Here is a 16,013-nt window from a genome sequence, read left to right as displayed (position 1 = left end):
ACGGGGTAACGGGGTTGGTTCCGGGCTGATTTCTTCTAGATAGTCCATACGTGTCCATTTGCGATAGTGGACAAGTATGTTCATATTTTATTAGCGACTTGAAAAGATGACTTTACCGGACAGTTACTATCAACACCGCTTAAGCGGTATTTAAAATAGCCATCAGCCTTCTTTACGCAAATGCGGGAAGAGCAAGACGTCACGAATACTGGGGCTGTCTGTCAGCAGCATGACCAGGCGGTCTATGCCAATACCACAACCGCCTGCCGGAGGCATGCCGTATTCCAGCGCCCGGATGTAGTCGGCATCATAGAACATGGCTTCTTCATCACCGGCATCTTTGGCTTCTACCTGGGCCAGGAAGCGGGCTGCCTGGTCTTCAGGGTCATTCAATTCAGAAAAACCATTGGCAATTTCACGGCCGGTAATAAACAGTTCGAAGCGTTCGGTAATGCCAGGAACGGTATCGGACTCGCGTGCCAGCGGTGAGACCTCGACGGGATAGTCGATGATGAAAGTCGGGTTCCACAATTTGGCTTCGGCGGTTTCTTCAAACAGGGCCAGTTGCAGGGCACCAATGCCTGCGCGGGACATGACTGCATCATAGGCATCAACGCCGAATTTCTTCAGTTCGTTGCGTAAAAACTCTTCATTGCCCAATTGTTCTTCGGTGTACTCGGGCGCGTATTTGGTAATGGCCTGAACAATTGTTAGACGGTCAAAGGGTTTGCTTAGGTCAAGCTCACGGCCCTGGTGGGTAAGCACGGCACTGCCGGTGGCTTGAATGGCAACATCACGCAGCAGTTTTTCGGTAAAGTTCATCAGCCACTGGTAATCGGTGTAAGCGGCATAGAACTCCATCATGGTAAATTCAGGGTTATGGCGTGGGCTAACCCCTTCATTGCGGAAGTTTCGGTTAATTTCAAATACGCGTTCAAAGCCGCCCACAACCAGGCGTTTCAGATACAGCTCGGGGGCAATACGCAAGTACATTTCCATGTCCAGGGCATTGTGATGGGTCACAAATGGCTTGGCGGCAGCACCACCTGGAATGGGGTGCAGCATGGGGGTTTCAACTTCAAGGAAGTCGGCATCAAGCATGTATGAACGAATGGCATTGATCGCCTTGCTGCGCGTTTTGAACGTGTTGCGCGTTTCTTCAGTCATGATCAGGTCAACATAACGCTGGCGGTAACGCAGTTCCTGATCGGCAATGCCGTGGAATTTATCGGGTAAAGGACGCAGGGACTTGGCAAGCAGACGAATGCTTTCTGCGTGAATCGACAGCTCACCCTTGTTGGTTTTGAATACACGGCCTTCTACGGCAATAATGTCACCAATATCCCATTGCTTGAACTGGTTGTAAGTGTCTTCGCCTACCGAATTTTTATCCAGATAAATCTGAATGCGGCCGCTGCCGTCCTGAATGGTGGCAAAACTGGCCTTGCCCATGACTCGCTTGAGCATCATGCGGCCGGCGACCTTGGCGGGTATTTTTTGCGGATCCAGGGTTTCTTTGTCAAGTGCATCGTACTGTTCGTGCAGTTTCAATGCCTTGTGTTCGGGTACAAAATCATTCGGAAAGGCAATCCCTTCTTCACGGATTTTATCCAGCTTGGCACGACGTTCGGCAATCAGGCGGTTTTCATCTTGTTCGGGAGCGATAGGGTTATGTTGTTCTGTCATGGTTGTGGTTTATGAATAGTGACGAATATCATCAATTTCGGTTTGGCCGAAATCATCACGATGTAAATAATTCAGGATTTTATGAGCGAGCTGTTCGGGATTTGACAGTTCGCCTTTGTCATGGAGCTGGGTAAAACGGGACCGATTGGGAAAATCGTTAGGATCCAGTTCGCGAATTTGTTTTTGCATGGCGGTATCGATGACACCAGGCGCCAATGACACCAGTTTGGCATGGGGGGCTTCCTGTTTTGCCACACGGGTGTACATGTCAAGGGCGGCCTTGGTGGCACAATAAACACCCCAGCCAGGATAGGGAGAGCGACCGGCACCCGAGGAAATGTTAATGACCCGGATGTCGGCCCCGGTAGAGCGGGTGGCCGTTAAAAAAGCCGACGTTAGCACAATAACACTATTGATGTTTAAATTGAAGGCGCTGGTTATGTCAGCGGCCTTGTTGTGGCCAAGACTGTTATATTGGCCAACGGGCCCCAGTGTGCCTGCGTTATTAATCAGGATATATTGGCTGGCCGAGAGATCGAACTGCGAAAAAATGGCCCGGGAAGCCTGCTCGATTTGTGCCGGATCGGCAAGATCGGCTTCATGGTGGATATGCTCGCAACCATGTTGCCGGGCAAGCTTGTGCAATTGCCGGTTATCGGTTCGGGCCACGGTAATTAGCTGGTTGACCTGCGTGGCAAGCTGGCCAGCCAGTGCGGCCCCCAGCCCCCTGGAAGAACCGGTAACGATGGCAACGGTTTGGCTCATTTAAATACCCTGTTTCAGACTTGCTTCAATGAACATGTCCAGGTCGCCATCCAGTACTTTTTGGGTATTGGAAACCTCGACATTGGTACGCAAGTCTTTGATACGGCTTTGGTCCAGCACGTAAGAGCGGATTTGATGGCCCCAGCCTACTTCGGTTTTGGCGTCTTCGAGTTTTTGCTGTTCGGCCATGCGGTTACGCATTTCCAGTTCATACAGTTTGGAGCGCAGCATGGACATGGCTTCGGCACGGTTACGGTGCTGTGAGCGGTCATTCTGACACTGGACAACAATACCGGTGGGGGTGTGGGTAATCCGGACGGCCGAGTCGGTTTTGTTAATGTGCTGACCACCGGCACCGCTGGCACGGTAAGTATCTATGCGCAAATCTGCCGGGTTAATCTCAATTTCGATGGAATCGTCGATTTCAGGGTATACATAGACACTGGCAAAAGACGTGTGACGGCCATTGGAGGAGTCGAACGGACTTTTACGGACCAGGCGGTGAACACCACTTTCGGTACGTAAAAAGCCAAAAGCGTAATCACCTTCGATTTTGATGGTGGCGGATTTGATGCCGGCAACATCACCATCGGAAATTTCAAGGATCTCGGTTTTGAAGTCTTTGTTTTCACAATAGCGCAGGTATTGGCGCAGCAGCATGGATGCCCAATCCTGGGCTTCGGTGCCACCGGCGCCTGCCTGGATGTCCATAAAGCAGTTCAGGGGGTCGGCCGGATTGGAGAACATACGGTGGAACTCAAGGCCTTGCAGGATTTCAGCGTATTTTTTGGCGTCTTCTTCGATAGCCAGTAAAGTTGCCTCATCGTCGTCCATCTCGGCCAGTTCGTAAAGATCGATTGAATCTTTGATGTTTTGCCGTAACTCGCTTAACACCAGTACGATTTTTTCAAGGCTTTTCTTTTCTTTGCCCAACTCCTGGGCGTGTTCGGGATCGTTCCAGATATCCGGATTTTCAAGTTCCAGATTGACTACTTGCAGGCGTTCTGATTTTGCCTCGTAGTCAAAGATACCTCCGAAGGTCGGATTCGCGTTCAGCGTAATCTTCAAGGTTTGCTAAGATTTGATTCTGGCGCTCGGCTTCCATTATATTTCCTAAGATCAAATTTTATTTTTGCTAACCCCACATTTTAACGCATAGCAGTAAAAAAGCCCTGAAAAGGGCTTTGCTTATTGAAAAGATTTTATGGTCTGCCCGGTTTTTTGCCGGATATATTGCCGAAGGCATCACCAACGGTATTGATGACGTTATCAATGGGGGCACTGGGGGAGTTCATGTTTGTGCAGGCAGCCAGGGAAAAGACAAAGGCGAGCAAGCCGGTCAGGCAGGAAAGTTTTTTCATTATCTCAGACATCCCGGGCGTGTTTGACAAGCAGTTGTGCCGAGACCACGCCATTCCAGTGATTGGGTACCAGTTCATACACCAGTTCAGCGTATTCGGGCAGTGATTCCTGCTGATTGAACCAGATGGCATCATACAGCACCTGGTTACGTTCAACTTTTAATTTAAGGTGTTTGTCTTTGAGCAGTTTTTGGTTGCGGATGCGGTACACATCCCTGAAAAGCGGGGCGGGAAAACCGGCTCCCCAAACCTGGTTTTGCAGCAGTAAAGCAGTTTCGGCGTTGGCAAAAACAGGATCCAGTGAGCCATCGGTTTCAAGCAGGGGCTCAAAGCTGCTGGTGCCCGTCATTTCCTGCACCGCTTCGTTAAAGGCGCTGGCAAACGCGTCAAACTGCGTGCTTTTCAGGGAAAGTCCGGCCGCCATGGCATGGCCACCAAATTTCAGGATCATGCCAGGGTGACGTTTGGATACCAAATCAAGCGCATCACGCAGGTGCAGTTCGGGTATGGAGCGACCCGATCCGCGTAACTCATCATTGTCGGCAGGGGCAAAGGCCAGGGTGGGCTTCCAGAATTTTTCTTTCAGGCGGGAGGCCACAATGCCCACGACGCCCTGGTGCCAGCTGTCATTAAAGACGCAGATGCTGGCCGACTGGGTGTTTTCAGGAGATGCCAGCGTAGCCAGGGCCTGTTCGCTCATTTCGTGTTCAATAGAGCGGCGCTGATGATTGATTTCATCCAGTTGGCGGGCTAAATGCAGGGCTTCGGTTTCATCATCGGTGATTAAGCAGCGGATGCCCAGGCTCATGTCTGCCAGACGACCGGCAGCATTGATGCGCGGGCCGATTTTAAAACCCAGGTCGGTGGCACTGGCTTCTTTGAAATTGCCCCCCGCCACCATGAACAGGGCCTTGATGCCGGGCTGCAAGTGGCCCCTGCGGATTTTGTTGAGTCCTTGGGTAACCAGCAGGCGGTTATTGCTGTCCAGGCGAACAACATCCGCAACGGTGCCCAGCGCCAACAGGTCGGCAAGGTTGTCAAGCCTGGGCCCACCGTTGGGGGGGAAGTGTCCGCGTTGACGCATTTGAGCTCGCAGGGCCAGCATGACATAGAAAATCACTCCTACACCAGCCAGGTTCTTGGACGGGAAGGTGCAGCCGGGCTTGTTGGGATTGACGATGCACAGGGCATCGGGCAGGGTGTCACCAGGCAGGTGGTGGTCGGTCACGATCACCGCCATGCCTTCGTCTCGTGCCGCCTGCACACCTTCAACACTGGCAATGCCATTATCAACCGTAATCAGGATATCGGGTTTGCCATTGGGGTGCTGGCAAGCCAGTTTAACCACGGCAGGAGATAAACCATAGCCGGTTTCAAAGCGGTTGGGGACCAGAAAATCAATATCGGCCCCCATCTGGCGCAGGGCACGTACACCGGTTGCGCAGGCCGTGGCACCGTCACAATCATAGTCGGCAATAATCAGGAGTTTTTTTCTTTGCTCGATGGCATCGGCCAGCAGGTTGGCCGCCCGGTTCACTTCGGAAAGCAGGGAAGGGGCCAGCATGTTTTGCCATTGCGCCTGTGTTTGGGCCGGATCATTGACACCGCGTGATGCCCAGAGTCGTGCCAGCAGGGCATGAATGCCCGCGTTTTCCAATTGTTGCTGATAGCCGGGGTTTTGCGTCCGGTCACTTATTTTTACTGACACCACCAGTCCTTCCATTGTTGATTGCGATTTAATAGTTTACTCAGCCAGCCAGGCAGGCGGCCCGGTGTGATGACAACCAGTCGATCATAGCCGGTTAGCACCAGCCTGTCGCTTTTATTGACAGGGAAGCGGAAAACATCTTGCTCAAGTTTGCCCAGGATGGCCAGCCATTGGCCCCAATCCTGCTTGCGGTGAGCGATTTCAAGTTGCCGAAGGATGCGCGGCGGCTCTGAGACAGGGGCCGCCTGCAGTTGTGAAGGCGTGGCACCGCCAAAGACCCAGGCGCCATTAATGAGAGGCATGCCTTTTTGTTGCCGGGCCTGGTTTACGGGATGTTCATGCCATTCCACCTGGAGCGCATTTAATAGTTTGCGTAACAGGCGGCTTTGCGCATCTTGCGGCCACCAGTTATTAAGAGTTCCGCTGGCAATGACATTGGGGCTTAAGGAGGGTAAAACCATATCGGGTGGTACCTCGATGAGCCAGCGGTGTGTATCATGTTGCAGTAATTTGAAAGGGCTCTCGGAAAAAACAACCTGTGCACTTTCAAATAATGCTAAGCTTTCCGATTCCGATATGACCAGATCATCGGCAGTAAGTAAAGAGGCATTGGACGCGCCTAACGCGATGTGCGCCAGCTCCAGCAACCAAACGGGTTGATCCCGGTTGGGTGAGTGGGTGGAATAAAGCGGTCCAAGTCCTGCAGCATGATTTTGTTGCCCAACAGGCGTGAATTGGCGCTGTTCCAGTTGCCAGTATTCAAAAGGCGTACAGCCGGTTTCGTTGGGGTCGAGCAAATGCACGGTACCCTTGCTGTTTTCCAGTTTTTGAAACAGGCTCGGCGCGGCTTTGGCCGCCTGCCTGGCCAGTTCAGAAGCAATCGATGAGTGGGGAAGTATCCCTGAAATAACAATATCCATGTTGGAATTGTAATCTTTGTGAATCATTTACGCTTGTGAAAATACCTTACGAACTATGGATTGGTTCCCGTTATGCGGGATTGACAAGAGCAAAAGGGCGCGGAAAAAAGCGCGACCGCTTTGTGTCTTTTATTGCGGGCAGCTCGATGGCGGGTATTGCGCTGGGGGTTGCCGCTCTCATTATTGTCATGTCCGTGATGAACGGATTTCAGGTGGATGTACGCGATCGCATGTTGTCGGTTTTGCCACACATTCAACTGTTCAACCCGCAAATTGATGCGGTAAGTGCCCTGGAAGACTGGCAAAACCTGGCCAGCGAGGCTGAAAAAAACCCTGAAGTCGTTGGCGCGTCCGCTTTTGTCGCCTCCTCAGGCATGCTGGCACGTGGCAATGTGCTCAAAGGGGTGGAAATTCGCGGTCTTGACCCGGCCAATGAAGGCAAGGTGTCCGAGTTGCCCGATCAAATCATTCGTGGTTCCCTGGATTCCTTGCAGCCTGGTACGTTCAATATGGTGATTGGCCAGACACTGGCCAATCAGATGGGTGTTAATGTGGGAGATACCCTGCTGGTGATGTCTCCGCAGGGCTCCATCAACCCGGCCGGTTTTACACCGCGCATGCGGCAATTCACGATTTCCGGCATATTTTCTTCCGGTCATTATGAATATGACTCCAGCCTGGCTTTTATTGCCGCCCGCGATGGTGCCGTACTGTTCCGTAATATGGGCCTGGCCGGTGTCAGGCTTAAAGTCAATGATATGCTTGATGCCCCGGAAGTGGCCAATCAATTAATGTTCAGCTTGCCCCAGGGTATTGTTGCGCGTGACTGGACGCAAGATAACCGGACCTGGTTTGCCGCGGTCAAGACGGAAAAAAGAATGATGTTCCTGATTCTGGCCCTGATTATTGCCGTGGCTGCCTTCAATCTGCTGTCCTCACTGGTGATGGCGGTCAAGGACAAGCAATCGGACATCGCGATTTTAAGAACACTGGGTGCCAGTCCGGCAGAAGTGGCCCGGATATTTTTGGTACAGGGTTCTTTGATTGGGGTGGTGGGCACTTTTATGGGCGTTTTCCTGGGTTGTGTGGTGGCCTACAATATTGATGTCATCATCCCGTTTATTGAAAACCTGTTCGGTATTCATTTCCTGGACCCCAGCATTTATTTTGTCAGCCAATTGCCGTCTCATCCTGAAGTCAGCGATATTACCGCGGTGGGCCTGACATCCCTGGTGCTGTCCATACTGGCTACTCTATATCCAAGCTGGAGAGCCTCCCGTTTGCAACCTGCCGAGGTATTGCGCCATGACTGATGAGAAAAAATATGCTTTGCAGGCAAAGTCGATTGTTAAATATTACGAAGACGGCAATAGCCGGCTGGATATCCTCAAAGGCATCGATCTGGATGTCGCGCAGGGTGAAATGGTGGCCATTATTGGTGCTTCGGGCTCTGGTAAAAGCACCTTGCTGCATACCCTGGGCCTGCTTGATGAGCCCACGTCTGGCGAGGTGCTGGTGAACGGAACCCGTACAGCCGGCTTGTCCGAGAAGCAACGCAGCCAGATCCGCAACCAGAGTCTGGGGTTTGTGTATCAGTTTCATCATTTGTTGCCCGAATTCAGTGCGCTGGATAACGTGGCCATGCCTTTGATTGTCAGAAGGATGGATCGCGGCGTGGCACGTAAAATGGCTGAACAGGTGTTGGCTAAAGTAGGGTTGGCTGAGCGGGTCACGCATAAACCCAGCCAGCTTTCCGGGGGCGAGCGTCAACGTGTGGCCCTGGCCCGTGCGCTGGTGGCCAATCCGGTCTGTGTGCTGGCCGATGAGCCCACCGGCAACCTTGACAGGGAAACGGCCCAGAATATGTTTGCCCTGTTAAAATCGGTCAATAAGGAATTCAATACGGCTTTTGTAATTGTGACCCACGATCCCAAGCTGGCCGAGCTGGCAGACCGCCAGTTGGTCATGGAAAAAGGCCGACTGAATCAAAAAAACGATATTCCCGTTTAAACATTCATTGGCCTGATATTTGTCCAACGTTTAATGCAAAGTGCGCAGACAGGGATTCATTGTTCAACCCGGATATAAACAGGTGTAGCCATGCTGATTGATACACATTGCCACTTGGATGCGGCCGAATTTGATCATGATCGCGAAGAAGTGATTGCGGATGCCCGGGCGCAAGGGGTCAGGATTATGGTGATTCCGGCCGTGGAGCAAAGCAATTTTGCTACGGTCAGAAACCTGGCGCACCGCATTGACGGGGGCTTTTATGCCTTGGGTATCCATCCCATGTATGTGCATAAGGCGCAAGATGAAGATCTGGACTTGCTGGAGCAGGAAATCGCCCGTTCCATGGAGGATCCGCGTTTTGTCGGGGTGGGTGAAGTCGGACTGGATTTTTTTGTGACCGACATTGCCAGTGGCGTGCAGCGGGAGCGGCAGGAATATTTTTACTCGGCCCAGTTAAGTCTGGCCAAACAATTCAATTTGCCGGTGATTTTGCATGTGCGCAAATCACAGGATACCTTGCTGAAATACTTGCGCCGGTGTTCCTTGTCTGGCGGTATTGCCCATGCTTTTAATGGCAGTTTCCAGCAGGCGCAGGCATTTACTGACTTGGGCTTTGCCTTGGGGGTAGGGGGGGCCATGACCTATACCCGTTCTTTGCAAATACGTCGCCTGGCCAGTGAACTCGATCTGTCCAGTCTGGTGCTGGAAACCGATTCACCGGATATTCCTCCGGCCTGGCTGCATGAGCCCAACCGGCGCAACACGCCCGGACAAATTGGCCGTATTGCCCGGGAGCTGGCAGACTTGCGTCAGGAAAGTTTTGAAACCATTTGCGAAAGCACGACCCATACGGCCAAACGGGTTTTGCCACGGATGATATTGTCCTGAACAGGATTTTTAGCCAGATCACTTGACTAGAATCTGCTTTTTAGCAGCAGAAAGAAGGTCATGCGGGTTTACTGGATTTGCCTGGCAGGTGCATGCCTGGGGATTGCCTGTGTTCAATTATTGCCAGCGTTGCCCTCACTCACCATTATTGGTGTATGGGCAGGTTTGATGGTGGCCGGGTGGCTATGTTTATGGCCCATAAAATTGTCTGTACTTAAAACCATTTTGATGGGATTACTATGTGTTTTGCTGGGCATGGCTTATTCCACTTATAGGGCCCAGTTGCGATTGGCGGACAGCCTGGCTTCCATTCATGAAAACAAAACAAACCGGGTCGTTTTGCGTGTTAGTGAAATCGCCCTGTATGGGCCCGACTATGTGCAGTTCAAGGCCAAGGTGCTGGACAGTTTTTCCATCAAGGGAATTCCGGTACATATACAGGTGCGCTGGCAGGTTGGGCAATGGCCAGGCATTTATGGCAAACCCAGGGATATCAATGATAAATTGCCGCTCATCAGGCCGGGCCAGGTATGGGAAATGTCCTTGAAACTTAAACGTGTTCATGGTGCCATGAATCCCAACGGGTTTGATTATGAAACCCATGCTTTTGCCAATAACATCCGGGCCATGGGAGCTGTAAAAGGTCAACCAAAATTGTTGGCTGATGAACCGTTCGGCAGCTTTGCCATCGCTGTTGAGCGATTGCGTGACCAGGTGCGCTCGGCCATGCTGCCTTATCTGAAAGATAAACGTTATGGTCCCGTGATGGTGGCGCTGGTTATGGGGGACCAGAACGGGATTGCCCAGGATGACTGGAAACTGTTCAACCTGTCAGGGGTAACACATCTGGTGTCCATTAGCGGGTCTCATATTACGATGCTGGCCGTGTTAGGCCATTTTCTGGTTTTGTGGGGTTGTCAAAGAATCAAGTTTAAAGGGAAGTTGCTGTCAGACCATCGCTCTGTTCATGTCCTGGCCGCTTTTTTTGGTTTGCTGGTGGCATGGGCCTATTGTTTGCTGGCAGGCTGGGGAGTGCCTGCGCAAAGAACGTTGCTGATGCTGGCTATTGGCTATGGCCTGATCCTGTTTCGTTGGCGCCTGTCCATTTTCTTTATTCTTTTGCTTACTTGTCTGGGTGTTTTGTTGCTGGATCCGTGGGCCATGTTGTCCAGCGGGTTTTGGTTGTCTTTTTCTGCTGTGGCCGTTTTAATCTGGTTGGGACGCCATCAGGCGCAGCAGGGCAGGGGCTATGTGCAAAGCAGGAGCCAGAAAATGCTGTCTGCCTTTGCGTTGGCAGCCAGATTTCAATTAATGATCACGCTGGCGCTGGCACCGTTTTTAATATTGCTTTTCAGCCAGCTTTCATTGGTCTCACCGTTGGTCAATGCCTATGCCATTCCCTTGATTGGCTGGGTGATTACGCCATTTTCACTATTGTTTGCCTTGCTGGCCCTGTTAAACCTGCACACGTCTGCCACTCGGTGGCTGGGTCATTTTACGCACGATATTTTACAGGGTATCCTTGATCTAACCCAGTGGTTTGCCCAGTTACCGTGGGCCAGCGTCTATATCGCAACGCCCGCTTTATGGGGCTTGCTGCTTGCCCTGGCGGGTGTTTTCATCGTGTGCCAGGCCCGGGGGCTGCCTTATAAGAACCTGGCCTGGTGCTTTATGGTACCGGTTTTTCTGGGGAAAACAGACCGACCTTTACCGGGTTACTGGAATTTGATTGCCTTGGATGTGGGGCAGGGAACAGCAGTAGTCGTGTTAACGCAAAAGCATGCGGTGTTGTTTGATGCCGGACCTAGAACCAGTCATGCCAATGAAGCGGGTAGCCGGACAATTCTGCCCTATTTAAGATCAGTGGGTATCAAGCAGCTTGATGTTGTGGTGGTATCCCATTCCGATGTGGATCATGCGGGTGGTTTTGCTGAAGTGATTGCCGGTATGCATACCGGCATGGCATATGCGTCCTTTGGGCTTGATCGGTTCCTGGCAGAGGAAGAAAAACGGCTTGAACACGATTATGCTTTATTAAACCGGGATCTGGCCTATCTGCCTTGCGGGCAGGGACAGTCTTTTAGCCTGGATGGGGTCAGTTTTACTTTTTTGAATAATGGGCAATTGCCCTTGTCCAATGAAAGTGGCAATGCGCAAAGTTGTGTGTTGCTGGTGCAGGGCCGTCAGCATAATGCCTTGTTAACGGGTGATATTCATGTCGAGCAGGAAATCGGCCTGGTTCAACAGGGACTGGAAAAGGTCAATGTCGTGGTGGTACCGCATCATGGGGCCAGCACGTCTTCTTCATTGCCGTTTATTCAGGCCCTGAAAGCCGGTCATGCCATTGTCCAGAGCGGTTACCTGAATCGTTATGGTCACCCGCACAGGCTGGTGCAGCAGCGCTGGGAAGACGCAGGCAGTCTTTTCTGGCGTACCGACAGGGATGGCGCCGTAACCGTGCGCTCCTCAATGCAGGGGCTCGATCTGCTTGCCTCGCGTCGCGAGAAAAAACGCTATTGGCATGCCCGCTAGCCTCGGCATATACTAGTGATAATCATTATATGTATATCCTGGAGGAAGGTCATGCAATCACCACGTTTGAATTATGTCAATTGCGTCAGTACGGCAGGCGTACATCGCATGGCTTACTGGGAATGGGGTGACCCGGATAATGACCGGGTGTTGATGTGCGTGCATGGCCTGACCCGTACCGGACGTGATTTTGATGATATGGCACGTGCCATGTCGGGTGAATATCGTGTGATTTGTCCTGATATTGTGGGCAGGGGGGCCTCTGACTTTTTGTTTAACCCATCCCTTTATGCCGTGCCGCAGTACGTGTCCGATATATTCACCTTGTTGGCGCGCGTTAATCCGAAAACCCTGGATTGGATCGGGACCTCAATGGGTGGGCTGATTGGCATGGTGTTTGCCGGGCTGGTGCGCAAGGCAGACTTGTCTATTGTCAATCAGGTGCCTCGTGATGAAAATATGCCAGCTAAAACCGGGCTTGCCCTGAATCGTCTGGTTTTGAATGATGTGGGCCCTAAAATAGAGCTTGAGGCCATTCGTCGTATTGGCGCCTATGTGGGCAATGCCCTGGAATTTGACAGCCTTGAAAGTGCGGTGGCATATATGAAGGTCAACGCGGCCTCTTTTGGGCCACTTAATGACAGGCAATGGCTTGAATTTACCAAAAGTGTGATTAAATTTAAGGACAATGTCTGGAAAAGTCATTACGATGTACGTATCGCCCAAACATTTAAAGAGCAGGAAAGTGAAGAAGCGCTTGCCGCGGCAGAAGCCTATCTGTGGCGCTCTTATACATCCATTGATTGCCCCATTTTGATATTGCGGGGTGAAAACTCCGATTTGTTAAGTCGTGAATCGGTTGCCCAAATGCTGGAACAGAATAAAAACAGCCAAATGGTCGAAATACCCGAGGTGGGTCATGCGCCAACCCTGATGCCCAACGAACAAATCCAGACAGTGCGCGAGTTTTTGCTCTCTTGAAACATTTTTGCCAGTAGGAAAGTACCATGGATAGCTTGGTCAGATTGAACGTAGACCTGCATTGTCACTCAACCGTTTCGGATGGTGTGTTAAGCCCCACCGAGGTGGCCACACGTGCGGCCGGCAATGGCGTGCAAGTCTGGAGCCTTACCGACCACGATGAGGTGGGAGGGCAACAAGAGGCTGCGCGGGTCGCCCGTGAACTGGGTATGACTTATATTCCGGGTATTGAAATATCCGTGACTTGGGCAGAACACACCCTGCATATTGTTGGCCTGGGTATCGACCCTGAAAACGCAGCCATGAATGCCGGTCTGGAGCGTATCCGTAATGACCGTGAGCAGCGGGCACGGGTAATGTCAGACAAGCTGGCGGAATTTGGCATTATGAATGCCTACGAGGGGGCCTTGAAATATGCCGATAACCCCAATTTGCTGAGCCGGACGCACTTTGCCCGTTATATTGTGGAGACCGGCCATTGCAAGCACATGCAAGAGGTTTTCGACAAATACCTGGCCGATGACAAACCTGCTTACATAGCGGGTGACTGGGCAAGTCTTGAAGAGGCCATCAACTGGATCACCCAGGCTGGCGGGATTGCCGTGATTGCCCACCCTGGACGGTATAAATACTCCCGCAGTGAGTTTGTCACTTTATACAAGACTTTCAAGTTAATGGGGGGTAGGGGAATTGAAGTGGTGACCGGTTCCCATACTGTTGACCAGTATCACCAGTACGCACATATTGCCCGCCAGTACGGTTTTCTGGCTTCTTGTGGCTCTGATTTTCACAGTCCGTCGGAAAGCAGTATGGATCTTGGTAAACTTCCGCCTTTGCCAAGTGGTCTTACCCCTGTCTGGGAGGAATTAATTTAAATCATGAACAAGGCTTTTGTTAAAGAATCCGATCAGGACGATGATGACGATGGTGTTGATGGCCAGGCCGTTGCCTTGCCGGCCGGCACCAAAAACTATATCACCAAATATGGTTATGCCGCTTTGCGTGAAGAGTTGGCACATCTGGTCAATACCGAAAGGCCCGATGTGGTACAAATCGTTTCATGGGCGGCGGCCAATGGTGACCGTTCTGAAAACGGAGATTACCTGTATGGTAAAAAAAGACTGCGCGAGATAGACCGTCGCATCCGCTTTCTGACCAAAAGGCTGGAAATTGCCGAAGTCGTGGACCCTTCCATCCAGCCCAATAAAGACCAGGTGTTTTTAGGCGCCACGGTTGTCTATATCGACAAGGCCGGCGAAGTGCACACGGTCACTATTGTTGGGGTGGATGAGGCAGAGCCATTGCAGGGGAAAATCAGTTGGATTTCCCCTGTTGCAAGGGCCCTGATCAAGGCCAGGGAAGGCGATACGGTCAGCTTGCGTACGCCTTCAGGCATGGATGAGCTGGAAATTCTTGAGGTTAATTACCCTGACGAGTAAGGCTGAAGGTTGCCGAGCTGTCCTGGGCAAGATGTTTGGCCAGATAGGGCAGGCTTTTTTCCAGGGCGGCATGCAGGGTATATGGCGGGTTGATAATAAACATGCCACTGCCGTGCAGGCCGTAACCATCCGCAGCCGGTTTTTTGACGGTTAGCGAGGCGTTAAGCCATTGGATGCCGGGCAGTTTTTCAAGCTGCCTGATCATGTCATGCACTTCCTTGCGGTTGACCAGCGGGTACCAAACTGCATAACAGCCGGTGGCAAAGCGTTTAAGGCCATCTTTAACAGCCATTAATGTATGTCGGTAATCGGCTTTGTCCTCATAGGAAGGATCAATCAGGATCAGGCCTCGTCTGGGTACGGGCGGCAGTTGTGATTTCAGACCCGAAAAACCGTCCTTTTCGAAAATCGTCACTTGCCGTGTAATTTCCCGGCCTTGCTGCTCAATGTTGTCGCTCAGCACTTCAATTTCAGTCGGGTGTAACTCAAACAAATGCAGGCGATCTTTGGGTCGCATCAATTCCAGGGAAATCCAGGGGGACCCGGGGTAATACACCAGATCCTGGTCATCGTTCAGGTTGCGGATATGGTCAATATAGAGCTGCAGATCCTCAGGCAAGTCGGTGTTGTCCCACAGACGGGCGATACCTTCTTTGAATTCCGCGGTTTTCTCTGCCCAGGCATCTTCAAGATCGTAAATGCCGGCACCGGCGTGGGTGTCAATGATCCAGTAAGGCGTTTCCTTTTTGTTAAGATAGTGCAAAATATGCAACAAAACGGAGTGCTTTAAAACATCAGCATGATTGCCTGCATGAAAGGCGTGGCGGTAACTGAACAAAATATATCCTTGTGGTGAGTACGGGCGGTTAAGCCAAATTGGGGTTTATGCGAAGCAGTTCATCGGTAAACAGGGCATCGCAACCCCAATGCAATAGTTGTTTGGCACGTTGATAGTCATTCACGGTCCAGGCGCAAACCCGGTAGCCGGCCTGATGAATGCGTTCTATTTTTTCCTGGTTCAGCAGGCTTTGCTTCAGGTTAATGGCGACGCAGTCCAGTTCTTCCAGAATCTCGGTGAAATTATCAGGCAGGTCTTCGGTTAAAAAGGCGCGTGGCAATTCGGGGGCGGCCTGTTTTGCGGCAGCCAGTGCTTCCAGGGAGAAAGACGAAATTAGTGGGGGCAGATCGGAATGATGCCACCATTGTTGTGCCGCTTGGGCTGCCAGGGTTCCGGTTTCGGTTTCACGGTTCGGGCAGGGCTTGATTTCTATGTTGCAGAAAATATTGTTTTCCTGGGTGAAACGGGCAACAGAACGAAACGTGGGGATGGGCTCTCCGGTATAAAAAGACGAATGCCATCCACCGAAATCCAGTTCGGACAACTCCCTGAACGTTTTGCTGGCCGCCAGTCCTCTTCCGTTTGAGGTGCGGTTGACCGTATCATCATGCATTAAGACAAGTACGTTGTCCTGGCTGAGCTTGACATCGAACTCAACCATGGAAAAACCGTGTTCATGGCCGCAGCGCATGGCCGCAAGGGTGTTTTCAGGGGCCAGGAAGCCACCGCCACGATGGGCAATCAGGCGCGGATAGCACCACTCGAAAGTATTTTTTGCTGGCATTGGAATAAAAGGGTGGATTTCAAGAATAAAGTTTATTGTTGTATTGTAGGAAGATATAAGTCGCTTTGAAAGCGACTTTTTATAAAATAGGGCTGAAT

General features: G+C 51.5%; 15 protein-coding genes. 7 read left to right on the top strand and 8 right to left on the bottom strand.

Annotation, left to right across the window (positions count from 1 at the left end):
- Positions 1 to 162: 162 nt before the first annotated feature.
- The 6 genes from lysS to KU392_RS09025 all read right to left on the bottom strand — a co-directional run bounded on the left by lysS (position 163) and on the right by KU392_RS09025 (position 6,440).
- Complete coding sequence (gene lysS, locus KU392_RS09050; RefSeq protein ID WP_169294346.1) at positions 163 to 1,686, bottom strand: lysine--tRNA ligase; 1,524 nt, start codon at positions 1,684 to 1,686, stop codon at positions 163 to 165.
- Positions 1,687 to 1,695: 9 nt separating this feature from the next.
- Complete coding sequence (locus KU392_RS09045) at positions 1,696 to 2,451, bottom strand: SDR family NAD(P)-dependent oxidoreductase (RefSeq protein WP_169294347.1); 756 nt, start codon at positions 2,449 to 2,451, stop codon at positions 1,696 to 1,698.
- Positions 2,452 to 3,556 (bottom strand): peptide chain release factor 2 gene (gene prfB / locus KU392_RS09040; protein WP_217735120.1). Its coding sequence is split into 2 segments (ribosomal slippage): positions 2,452 to 3,474 and positions 3,476 to 3,556, totalling 1,104 coding nucleotides; the frame shifts between segments, so codons are not numbered across the junction. It abuts the gene before it with no gap.
- 97 nt (positions 3,557 to 3,653) lie between these two features.
- Positions 3,654 to 3,812 carry a hypothetical protein gene (locus KU392_RS09035; protein ID WP_169294349.1) on the bottom strand — a complete coding sequence of 53 codons (159 nt, stop codon included), beginning with the start codon at positions 3,810 to 3,812 and terminating at the stop codon, positions 3,654 to 3,656.
- Positions 3,813 to 3,816: 4 nt separating this feature from the next.
- The gene (recJ, locus tag KU392_RS09030; RefSeq protein ID WP_425514654.1) at positions 3,817 to 5,523 is read right to left on the bottom strand and encodes a single-stranded-DNA-specific exonuclease RecJ; all 1,707 of its coding nucleotides are present in this window, start codon (positions 5,521 to 5,523) and stop codon (positions 3,817 to 3,819) included.
- Positions 5,511 to 6,440, bottom strand: a complete 930-nt coding sequence (locus tag KU392_RS09025; protein ID WP_169294351.1) for a hypothetical protein — start codon at positions 6,438 to 6,440, stop codon at positions 5,511 to 5,513. The genes recJ and KU392_RS09025 overlap by 13 nt, the downstream gene beginning before the upstream one ends.
- An 80-nt stretch (positions 6,441 to 6,520) precedes the next feature.
- Between KU392_RS09025 and KU392_RS09020 the strand changes: the two genes are divergently transcribed.
- From KU392_RS09020 to greB, 7 genes are all read left to right on the top strand, one after another.
- Positions 6,521 to 7,753, top strand: coding sequence for a lipoprotein-releasing ABC transporter permease subunit (locus KU392_RS09020; protein WP_211182335.1), 1,233 nt, complete (start codon positions 6,521 to 6,523; stop codon positions 7,751 to 7,753).
- Positions 7,746 to 8,450: a lipoprotein-releasing ABC transporter ATP-binding protein LolD gene (gene lolD / locus KU392_RS09015; protein WP_169294353.1), complete on the top strand. Its 705-nt coding sequence runs from the start codon at positions 7,746 to 7,748 to the stop codon at positions 8,448 to 8,450. The genes KU392_RS09020 and lolD overlap by 8 nt, the downstream gene beginning before the upstream one ends.
- A gap of 90 nt (positions 8,451 to 8,540) precedes the next feature.
- Positions 8,541 to 9,341: a TatD family hydrolase gene (locus tag KU392_RS09010; protein WP_169294354.1), complete on the top strand. Its 801-nt coding sequence runs from the start codon at positions 8,541 to 8,543 to the stop codon at positions 9,339 to 9,341.
- Positions 9,342 to 9,401: 60 nt separating this feature from the next.
- Positions 9,402 to 11,873, top strand: a complete 2,472-nt coding sequence (locus KU392_RS09005) for a DNA internalization-related competence protein ComEC/Rec2 (RefSeq protein ID WP_217735118.1) — start codon at positions 9,402 to 9,404, stop codon at positions 11,871 to 11,873.
- 51 nt (positions 11,874 to 11,924) lie between these two features.
- Positions 11,925 to 12,854 carry an alpha/beta fold hydrolase gene (locus KU392_RS09000; RefSeq protein ID WP_169294356.1) on the top strand — a complete coding sequence of 310 codons (930 nt, stop codon included), beginning with the start codon at positions 11,925 to 11,927 and terminating at the stop codon, positions 12,852 to 12,854.
- A gap of 26 nt (positions 12,855 to 12,880) precedes the next feature.
- On the top strand, positions 12,881 to 13,729 hold the full coding sequence (locus tag KU392_RS08995) for a 3',5'-nucleoside bisphosphate phosphatase (RefSeq protein WP_217735117.1): 849 nt from the start codon (positions 12,881 to 12,883) through the stop codon (positions 13,727 to 13,729).
- A 3-nt stretch (positions 13,730 to 13,732) separates the two neighbouring features.
- Complete coding sequence (gene greB, locus KU392_RS08990; protein WP_169294358.1) at positions 13,733 to 14,293, top strand: transcription elongation factor GreB; 561 nt, start codon at positions 13,733 to 13,735, stop codon at positions 14,291 to 14,293.
- Here the strand turns inward: greB and KU392_RS08985 are convergent.
- Together KU392_RS08985 and ugpQ are read right to left on the bottom strand one after the other, a co-directional pair.
- A complete protein-coding gene (locus KU392_RS08985) occupies positions 14,274 to 15,131 on the bottom strand; it encodes a 23S rRNA (adenine(2030)-N(6))-methyltransferase RlmJ (protein ID WP_217735116.1) in 858 nt (285 codons plus the stop codon). The genes greB and KU392_RS08985 overlap by 20 nt on opposite strands.
- A gap of 28 nt (positions 15,132 to 15,159) precedes the next feature.
- Positions 15,160 to 15,915 carry a glycerophosphodiester phosphodiesterase gene (ugpQ, locus tag KU392_RS08980; protein ID WP_169294360.1) on the bottom strand — a complete coding sequence of 252 codons (756 nt, stop codon included), beginning with the start codon at positions 15,913 to 15,915 and terminating at the stop codon, positions 15,160 to 15,162.
- Between the last annotated feature and the right edge of the window lie 98 nt (positions 15,916 to 16,013).

Source organism: Advenella alkanexedens, assembly GCF_019132845.1.
GTDB lineage: Bacteria > Pseudomonadota > Gammaproteobacteria > Burkholderiales > Burkholderiaceae_B > Advenella > Advenella alkanexedens.
This window is presented reverse-complemented; position numbering and strand designations above follow the sequence as displayed.

Coding starts and splice junctions, on each gene's coding strand:
- lysS (WP_169294346.1), bottom strand. CDS start 1,686: ATGACAGAACAACATAACCCTATCGCTCCCGAACAAGATGAAAACCGC.
- KU392_RS09045 (WP_169294347.1), bottom strand. CDS start 2,451: ATGAGCCAAACCGTTGCCATCGTTACCGGTTCTTCCAGGGGGCTGGGG.
- KU392_RS09035 (WP_169294349.1), bottom strand. CDS start 3,812: ATGAAAAAACTTTCCTGCCTGACCGGCTTGCTCGCCTTTGTCTTTTCC.
- KU392_RS09025 (WP_169294351.1), bottom strand. CDS start 6,440: ATGGATATTGTTATTTCAGGGATACTTCCCCACTCATCGATTGCTTCT.
- lolD (WP_169294353.1), top strand. CDS start 7,746: ATGACTGATGAGAAAAAATATGCTTTGCAGGCAAAGTCGATTGTTAAA.
- KU392_RS09010 (WP_169294354.1), top strand. CDS start 8,541: ATGCTGATTGATACACATTGCCACTTGGATGCGGCCGAATTTGATCAT.
- KU392_RS09005 (WP_217735118.1), top strand. CDS start 9,402: ATGCGGGTTTACTGGATTTGCCTGGCAGGTGCATGCCTGGGGATTGCC.
- KU392_RS09000 (WP_169294356.1), top strand. CDS start 11,925: ATGCAATCACCACGTTTGAATTATGTCAATTGCGTCAGTACGGCAGGC.
- KU392_RS08995 (WP_217735117.1), top strand. CDS start 12,881: ATGGATAGCTTGGTCAGATTGAACGTAGACCTGCATTGTCACTCAACC.
- greB (WP_169294358.1), top strand. CDS start 13,733: ATGAACAAGGCTTTTGTTAAAGAATCCGATCAGGACGATGATGACGAT.
- ugpQ (WP_169294360.1), bottom strand. CDS start 15,915: ATGCCAGCAAAAAATACTTTCGAGTGGTGCTATCCGCGCCTGATTGCC.